This window comes from Kitasatospora sp. NPDC029367, from assembly GCF_055569135.1.
In genome coordinates this window covers 75875-82918 of record NZ_JBVHYH010000034.1, presented here as the reverse complement: position 1 = coordinate 82918, position 7044 = coordinate 75875, and the positions used below count along the sequence as shown (strand labels likewise).

Annotated in this window: 6 protein-coding genes and 1 pseudogene; 5 read left to right on the top strand and 2 right to left on the bottom strand. The window is 73.8% G+C overall.

The window, feature by feature from the left end; all coding sequences use genetic code 11:
* Window positions 1–287, bottom strand: a pseudogene (locus tag ACZ4W5_RS19975) (N-acetylglucosamine-6-phosphate deacetylase); the annotation flags it as partial.
* Between the two features lie 209 nt (window positions 288–496).
* Here ACZ4W5_RS19975 and ACZ4W5_RS19970 point away from each other — a divergent pair.
* The 3 genes from ACZ4W5_RS19970 (at window position 497) to ACZ4W5_RS19960 (ending at window position 4484) form a co-directional block, all read left to right on the top strand.
* Window positions 497–1654: a hypothetical protein gene (locus ACZ4W5_RS19970; protein ID WP_465655888.1), complete on the top strand. Its 1158-nt coding sequence runs from the start codon at window positions 497–499 to the stop codon at window positions 1652–1654.
* A gap of 32 nt (window positions 1655–1686) precedes the next feature.
* The gene (locus ACZ4W5_RS19965; RefSeq protein WP_465655887.1) at window positions 1687–2547 is read left to right on the top strand and encodes a DUF3592 domain-containing protein; all 861 of its coding nucleotides are present in this window, start codon (window positions 1687–1689) and stop codon (window positions 2545–2547) included.
* Window positions 2548–2888: 341 nt separating this feature from the next.
* Window positions 2889–4484, top strand: a complete 1596-nt coding sequence (locus ACZ4W5_RS19960) for a carbohydrate binding domain-containing protein (RefSeq protein WP_465655885.1) — start codon at window positions 2889–2891, stop codon at window positions 4482–4484.
* A 123-nt stretch (window positions 4485–4607) separates the two neighbouring features.
* Here ACZ4W5_RS19960 and ACZ4W5_RS19955 read toward each other — a convergent pair whose 3' ends face one another.
* The gene (locus ACZ4W5_RS19955) at window positions 4608–5090 is read right to left on the bottom strand and encodes a GNAT family N-acetyltransferase (RefSeq protein WP_465655883.1); all 483 of its coding nucleotides are present in this window, start codon (window positions 5088–5090) and stop codon (window positions 4608–4610) included.
* A gap of 875 nt (window positions 5091–5965) precedes the next feature.
* Between ACZ4W5_RS19955 and ACZ4W5_RS19950 the strand changes: the two genes are divergently transcribed.
* Both ACZ4W5_RS19950 and ACZ4W5_RS19945 read left to right on the top strand, forming a co-directional pair.
* Window positions 5966–6787: an SDR family NAD(P)-dependent oxidoreductase gene (locus ACZ4W5_RS19950; protein WP_360236946.1), complete on the top strand. Its 822-nt coding sequence runs from the start codon at window positions 5966–5968 to the stop codon at window positions 6785–6787.
* 47 nt (window positions 6788–6834) lie between these two features.
* The gene (locus ACZ4W5_RS19945) at window positions 6835–6909 is read left to right on the top strand and encodes a 50S ribosomal protein bL37 (protein ID WP_465655890.1); all 75 of its coding nucleotides are present in this window, start codon (window positions 6835–6837) and stop codon (window positions 6907–6909) included.
* Window positions 6910–7044: the final 135 nt, after the last annotated feature.

The window sequence follows — 7044 nt, the reverse complement described above, 5'->3', positions numbered from 1 at the left end:
GTGGTGGTGCCGTGGTGGAGGTGGGTGCGGGCGGCGTGCAGGGCCTCCTCGGCGATGCCGGAGGCGTAGGAGGCGCCGCCGCCGCCGTGGACGTGCAGGTCCACGAAGCCGGGGACGACGGTGTGGCCGGTCAGGTCGAGGTCGCCGGGCTCGGCCTTCCCACCGCTCGCGCCGCCGGTGAGGGCGGCGATCCGGTCGCCCTCGACGGCCAGCCGGCCGCCCTCGACGACACCGCCGGGCAGCACCAGCCGGGCGCCGGACAGGGCGAGACGATCGATAGCGGTCACGCGCAGCTCCAGCACTGCTCACAATTGTTCATGGCGCCCAAACTACAAGCAACTGTGAGCAGCGCATAGCCGCGTGCGGCGCCGCCCTCGTCCGGCGGAGCGGCCATCGCCAAAAGGGGCGGAAGGGGCGGGAGTTGTGATCGGCTTGTGACCGTTCCGGTCACCCGAGGGACTGTCGGCGGTTGCCCCGGACGTGCACAATCGGCCGCATGACGACAGCCGCGGGCGGGCCGCCCCCGCCGAACACGCCGTCCGACCTCGCCCTGGGCTTCCTGACCGGCGGGGTGATCGGGGCGTCGCTGGCCGGCTTCGTCAGCGGGTGCGTGCTCGGGCGGACGCCGCTGATCGTGCTGGGGCTCGCGCTGCCGGTCGGCTACGGCCTGGTGGTCTTCCTCGCCTCGCTGCCGCGCCGGGCCCGGGAGGCGGCCGTCGTGCCGAGCCGGGCGCTGGCGCTGATCGAGGCGCTGGAGGCGGTCGGGGGCGAGACCAGTGACGTTCCGGTGCGGTTCGAGCTGAGCGTGGTGCCGGACGACGCGCCCGCGTTCCGGGTGGGGATCCGGCAGGAGATCAACCTCGTCGAGCTCCGCGACTACCGGCCGCGCGGGGTCGTGGTGGTGGAGTACCCGCCGGACCGACCGTGGAAGGCGCGGATCGTGAAGCGGCCGACGCCGGAGTGGGAGCGGCGCGCGGCCGGGGCCCGGCTGGACTCGGTGCCCGGTCCGGCGATGCGGGAGGAGCACGGGTCGGGCTGTGCGGGCGGTCTGCTCACCGTCCTCGGCCTGCTGCTCGGCGCGGGTGCCGTGCTGCTGCTGTTCCGCACGGAGCTGTTCGCCGCGGTCGAGGACGGGGCCGGTGCGCCCCGGCCGGCCGTCACCTCCTCCTTCTCCTCCTCCTCGTCCGCCACGATCACCGTGACCTCGGTCACCGGCACGGTCGCCCTCGGCCCGGGGCAGTCCATGCTGGACCAGGGCGAGCCGCGCAAGGCCGTCGACTCGTTGATGCGGGACGGAGAGCAGCGCCAGGCGCTCACCGTCGTCGTGCAGGACCGTCAGTTGACGGTGGTCTTCGACCCGGCCGGCGGTGTCCCGGGCGCCGGTTCGCCAAGTGCCGGTTCCCCGGGTGCCGGTTTCCCGGGCACCGGGCAGGGACTCGGGTTCGATCCGCGCTCCCTGCCGTACGACCGGATCCCCGGCCTGGTGGAGGAGGCCCGGAGGACCCTCGGCGTCAAGTCCCCGAAGAGCTGGCAGCTGACCGCCGACGGGATCACCGGCGCGCTGACGCTCAGGATCGTGGTGACCGGCGACGGCGGCTCCGCGACGCTGGAGGCGGACGGCCGTGGCCAGGTGCTGCGGCGCAGCGGCGGCTGACCGGTACGGACGGGACGGGATGAGGGGTGCAGATGGGGTGGGACGGATTCCTGCTGCTGTGGTGCGGGCTGTGGGCCGTGGTGGCTCTGGTCGGGTTGGGCAGGTCGCTGGCCGGGGTGACCGCGGACCAGCGGAAGGTCCGGCTGACGGGGCGGATCGTCCGGGTGACTCAGCCCCGGCACGGTGGCTCGCGCAAGGGCGGGATCGCGGTGGTCGTCCGCTACCGGGACCCGGTCTCGGGTGAGGAGGTCACGGTCACCAACGACGGTGAGCGCGGCGAGACGATCACCGCCGCGTGGGAGGGCCGGGAGGTCGGGGTCGGGTATCCGCCGGGCCGTCCGCACGCCTACCGGTTCTCGAACGCCCCGGAGCAGCCCGGCCGTGGGCTGGGTCGGCCGGCCCTCGCGCTGTTCCTGCTCTGTGCCGGGCTGGTGGCGCTGGCCGCCGTCCGCTGGGGGTGGCCGTGGGTCCTGATCGGTGTCGCGGGCCCGTGGGCCGTCGCCGGGATCGTCCAACTCCCGCGAGCGGTACGGGAGAAGGCCGCCCGCCTCGGCAGGCTGGCCGTGCTGGAGGCGGTGCCCGGCCGGGTCGTCGCGGTGCTCAGGGACGTCAGCGTCGACGATGACGGCCACACCTCGACCACCATCACCCCGGTGCTGTCCTTCACCACCCGGGGCGGCACGGCCGTCACGGCGTACTGCCCGACCGACCTCCCGGGCCAGGCCGGAGCGTACGGAAGGGAACTGACGGTCCATCATGATCCCTCCGATCCGGCCGTGTTCACGCTGGACGCCTCCGCGGGGCGGCGCTCGGTGGAGCGGGGCGTGCGGTACCACGTGCTGATGATCGTGGTGCTGGTGGCGACGACCGTGGTGGGAGCGGTGCTGCTCTGAGGAGGGAGCGCGGGGTTCGGCGGCGGGAGGACGTCCGGGTGGCTCAACCGCAAGTGGTCCAGACCTTATTGGTCCAGACCTATTGACCAACTCCGGCTCCGCTCCTACGATCCGGTCCGGAACAGCCCCACATGTCCCCCACCTCACCCACGGCCGGGCGTCACGCCCCCACGCGTCGTCATGCCCATGGCGCCCCGGCGGGAAGGGAGCACAGCATGTTCCGTCGGAGGTCGCGAACCCCACGCCCGTCGGGCGGTTTCCACCCTGATCCGGACGGCGGCCGTCCTGGCGGCGCACCGCGCCGGGTAGGTCTGGAGCGCGCATCGAAGCCACACCGGGCCGTGACCCGGCACCGGCCGACCGTGCTGGTCCGCTCCCTCGCCGTGGTCGGGACCGCCGCCCTGATCGGCGCCGGCCTCGCGGTGACCGGCTCCGTCACCGCCGGGGCCGCGACCCCCAACCTGGTGGCCAACCCCGGCTTCGAGAGCGGACTCTCCACCTGGACCTGTTCGCCCGGCACCGCCGCGGTCGTCGGCAGCCCGGTGCACTCCGGCAGCGCCGCCCTCCGGTCCACGCCGACCGGCCAGGACACCGCCCAGTGCTCCCAGACCGTCAGCGTGCAGCCCAACTCCCAGTACACGCTGAGCGCTTACGTCCAGGGCAGCTACGTCTACCTGGGCGCCAGCGGCACCGGTGGCAGCGACCCGTCCACCTGGGCGCCGGGCAACGCCTCGTACGGCCAGCTCAGCGTCGGCTTCACCACCGGGCCCAGCACCACCTCGGTGACGGTCTACCTGCACGGCTGGTACGGGCAGCCCGCCTACTACGCGGACGACGTGTCGCTCACCGGCCCCGGCGGCAGCAGCTCCACCCCGCCGACGACGCCGCCGACCACCCCGCCCACAACGCCGCCGACGACGCCGCCCACGACGCCTCCCACCACGCCTCCCACGACGCCGCCGACCACCCCGCCGGGCGGTGACACCTGCCCGACCAAGCCCCGGCCCTCGGGCAAGGTCCTCCAGGGCTACTGGGAGAACTGGGACGGCGCCGCCAACGGCGTCCATCCGGGCATGGGCTGGGTGCCCATCACCGACAGCCGGATCGCCGCGCACGGCTACAACGTCATCAACGCCGCCTTCCCGGTGATCCTCTCCGACGGCACCGTGCTGTGGCAGGACGGCATGGACGCCAACGTCAAGGTCTCGACCCCCGCCGAGATGTGCCAGGCCAAGGCGGCCGGGGCGACGATCCTGATGTCCATCGGCGGCGCCGCCGCCGGCATCGACCTGAGCTCCAGCACCGTCGCCGACCGGTTCGTGGCGACCGTCGTCCCGATCCTCAAGAAGTACAACTTCGACGGGATCGACATCGACATCGAGACCGGCCTCTCCGGCAGCGGCGACATCAAGACGCCCTCCGCCTCCCAGGCCAACCTGATGCGCATCATCGACGGCGTGCTGGCCCAGATGCCCAAGGGCTTCGGCCTCACGATGGCCCCCGAGACCGCGTACGTCACCGGCGGGAGCGTCACCTACGGCTCCATCTGGGGCGCCTACCTGCCGATCATCAAGAAGTACGCCGACAACGGGCAGCTGTGGTGGCTGAACATGCAGTACTACAACGGCAGCATGTACGGCTGCTCCGGGGACTCCTACCAGGCCGGTACGGTGCAGGGCTTCACCGTCCAGACCACCTGCCTGAACAACGGCCTGACCGTCCAGGGCACCACCGTCACCGTTCCGTACGACAAGCAGGTGCCCGGTCTCCCGGCCCAGCCGGGCGCGGGCGGCGGGTACCTGGACCCGGGCTCGGTCGGCCAGGCCTGGGGCAACTTCGGCGGCGCGTTGAAGGGCCTGATGACCTGGTCGCTCAACTGGGACGGCTCGAAGGGCTGGACCTTCGGCGACAAGGTCAAGTCCCTCCAGGGCCGTTGAGCCCGGACCGGCCGCCGCTGAAACACTGCTGAACCACCACTGAACCACCACCGAAGGCCCGCGCCCCGCCACCCCGGGGCGCGGGCCGTTCAGCGCCCGGACGACGCCCGGCCGGGCTCGTGGTCAGCCGGTGCGCCGTGGGCCCGCCCAGTGCACCAGCTCCCGGCGCACCGGGCGGAAGCCGGCCGCCTCGGCCAGGGCGCGGCTGGCGTGATTGCCGCTGGGGGCCGACCAGGTCGGGGTGAGTCCCCGGGCGCGGGCGGCGGCGGTGGCGGCGTGGACGCAGGCGAGGGCCAGGTCGAGGCGGCGGAAGGCCGGGTCGGTGGCCACCGCGAGGTCCAGGTGCTCGCGGCCGACGAGGTAGCCGCACGCCAGCGAGGCCAGGTACGGGCCCAGGAACGCACCCCAGGCGTAGCCGCCGGCGGCGAGGGCGCGGTGGCCGCCCCAGGTCTCGGCGACCCAGTGCGGGCCGACGGGGCGGCCGAGGGTGGTCGAGCGCCGGGCGAAGCGGTCGAGGTGAGCCTCGTCGGCCGCGCCCAACGGGCGGACCCAGGCCGCGGTGTGCCGGGACACCGCCCGCGGCCGCTCCGCGTGGACGTGCAGCACCCGTACCCACGGGGTGAGGTGGGTGAAGGTCCGGCCGAGCAGGGGCAGGAAGCGGTCCGGCGCGTGGAACTGCCCCCGCCCGAAGCGGGCCAGGACCGCCGGATCCAGGCGCGCCGGATCCCCCCCGCAGCAGCCGTTCCGGCCCGCACTGCACCAGCAGCGCGCGGACCGCGTCGGGGTCGTCCGCCCACCGGCCGCCGTGTCCGCTCCGGTCGACGTGGGCTGGCAACAGGCTCGCACCGGGCCGCTCGACGGCGGACAGGTCGAGGGCGGGCCGGTCGAGGGCGGGCACGGGGTGGATCGGCATGCGTCCAGTACGGCAGTCCGCGCCCGCCAGCCCCGGCCCGTTGACGAAAGCCTGGCGGCGCCAGGGCGGTTGCTGACGGAACCTTGGCGGGAGCCGGCACCCCTGCCGTGGTCACGCGTGGTCCTGCGTGGTTCCGCGTGGTCCCGCGTGGTCCCGCGTCAGGGGAGCGTCAGGAGTTCGTCAGGGCGGGTGACGGAGCTTGCCCCGGGCACCCGCGCGGGCTTTGATGGACGGCATGCACCGCTCGACCCGCCACCACGACCGCCCGCCGCATAGTCGGCCGCGGTTCGTCGTCGCGGTCGCGGTCGCCACTGCCGTCCGGTAGTACCGAGCTCCTTCCCGCTGGTCACCGGCCGTGCGTACGGGCCCGGCTCCGTTTCGCCGGGCCCGTGCCGATCACCGCCGCCCGTCCCCCGCCCCGTTCGGCTCCGAGGGCGGGGGCGGGTCGGCGCTTCCCGCACCACATCCCAACTCGCACCACACCTTCCCGCACCGGCGGCCCCGGCGCGGGCGGCCGCGCGCCGCCCGTCGCCGCACCCCGCCGATGCCTACCACCCTTGGATGGGTCATGTCCGACACTGTTCTGTCCGCCCGTATCGCCCTCGTCACCGGTGCCTCCTCCGGCATCGGCTGGGAGACCGCCCGGCTGCTCGCCGGGCTGGGAGCGAACGTCCTGGTGCACGCCCGGACCACCGCCGAGGCGGAGGACGCCGTGGGCCGACTGATCGCCGCCGGGGCCCGCCGTGACCAACTCGTCGAGCTGGCGGCCGACTTCACCAAGCTGTCGGAGGTCGCGGTGCTGGCCGGCACGGTCGTCAAGCACTACCCGGCGCTGGACCTGCTGGTGAACAACGCCGCCGTGATGGCGCCCGAGCGCTGCACCCTGACCGACGACGGCAACGAGCTCTCGCTGCAGGTCAACTTCCTTGCCGCGCACCTGCTGGCCAAGCTGCTCCGGGCCCCGCTCTCGGCGGCCGGGGACGCCCGGATCGTCAACGTGTCCTCCTCCCTGCACCGCACCGCGTCGATGAACTGGTCGGACCCGCACCGGGTGAAGAAGTACTCCCGGGTGGCCGCGTACGCCCAGTCGCAGCTGGCGCTCACCATGGCGACCGCCGAGATGGCACCGGCCGGTTCCGGCATCACCGCCGTCAGCCTCAACCCGGGCCTGTGCGACACCGCGCTGCTGCCGCTGTACGGGCGGGTCGGCGCACCGGCGGCGGAGGGCGCGGCGGCCGTGGTCCGGCTCTGCCTGCCGGACGCCGAGGTCGTCAACGGCGCCTACTACGACGGCGGCGTCGCCGCGCCCACGGCCCAGGCCGCCCAGGAGGAGCGCTCGCAGAAGCGCCTGGCGAAGCTCGCCGACCAGCTGGTCGGCCGGGCCGTCTGAACCGCACCCACCTCCCCACCCACCCACGAACGACGAGGAACAGCACGATGTCCAAGCGCGCCCGCAAGAAGAAGGCCCGGCGGAAGAAGAAGGCGAACCACGGCCGCAAGGCCTGTCAGTGACCGGGTAGGAACGACACCGGCCCAAGGGGGGGGGCGCCCCCTCCCGGACCCCCCACGAACCCCAGAGGCCCTGCTCGCAGCCCCACCACACAACCCCTTCTCTTCCCCCCCAAATCCAACCTTCCCCTCCCCCTG

Excerpts from the sequence above, each read along its gene's own strand:
- ACZ4W5_RS19970 (WP_465655888.1), top strand. The coding sequence starts at position 497 with ATGACGACAGCCGCGGGCGGGCCGCCCCCGCCGAACACGCCGTCCGAC.
- ACZ4W5_RS19965 (WP_465655887.1), top strand. The coding sequence starts at position 1,687 with ATGGGGTGGGACGGATTCCTGCTGCTGTGGTGCGGGCTGTGGGCCGTG.
- ACZ4W5_RS19950 (WP_360236946.1), top strand. The coding sequence starts at position 5,966 with ATGTCCGACACTGTTCTGTCCGCCCGTATCGCCCTCGTCACCGGTGCC.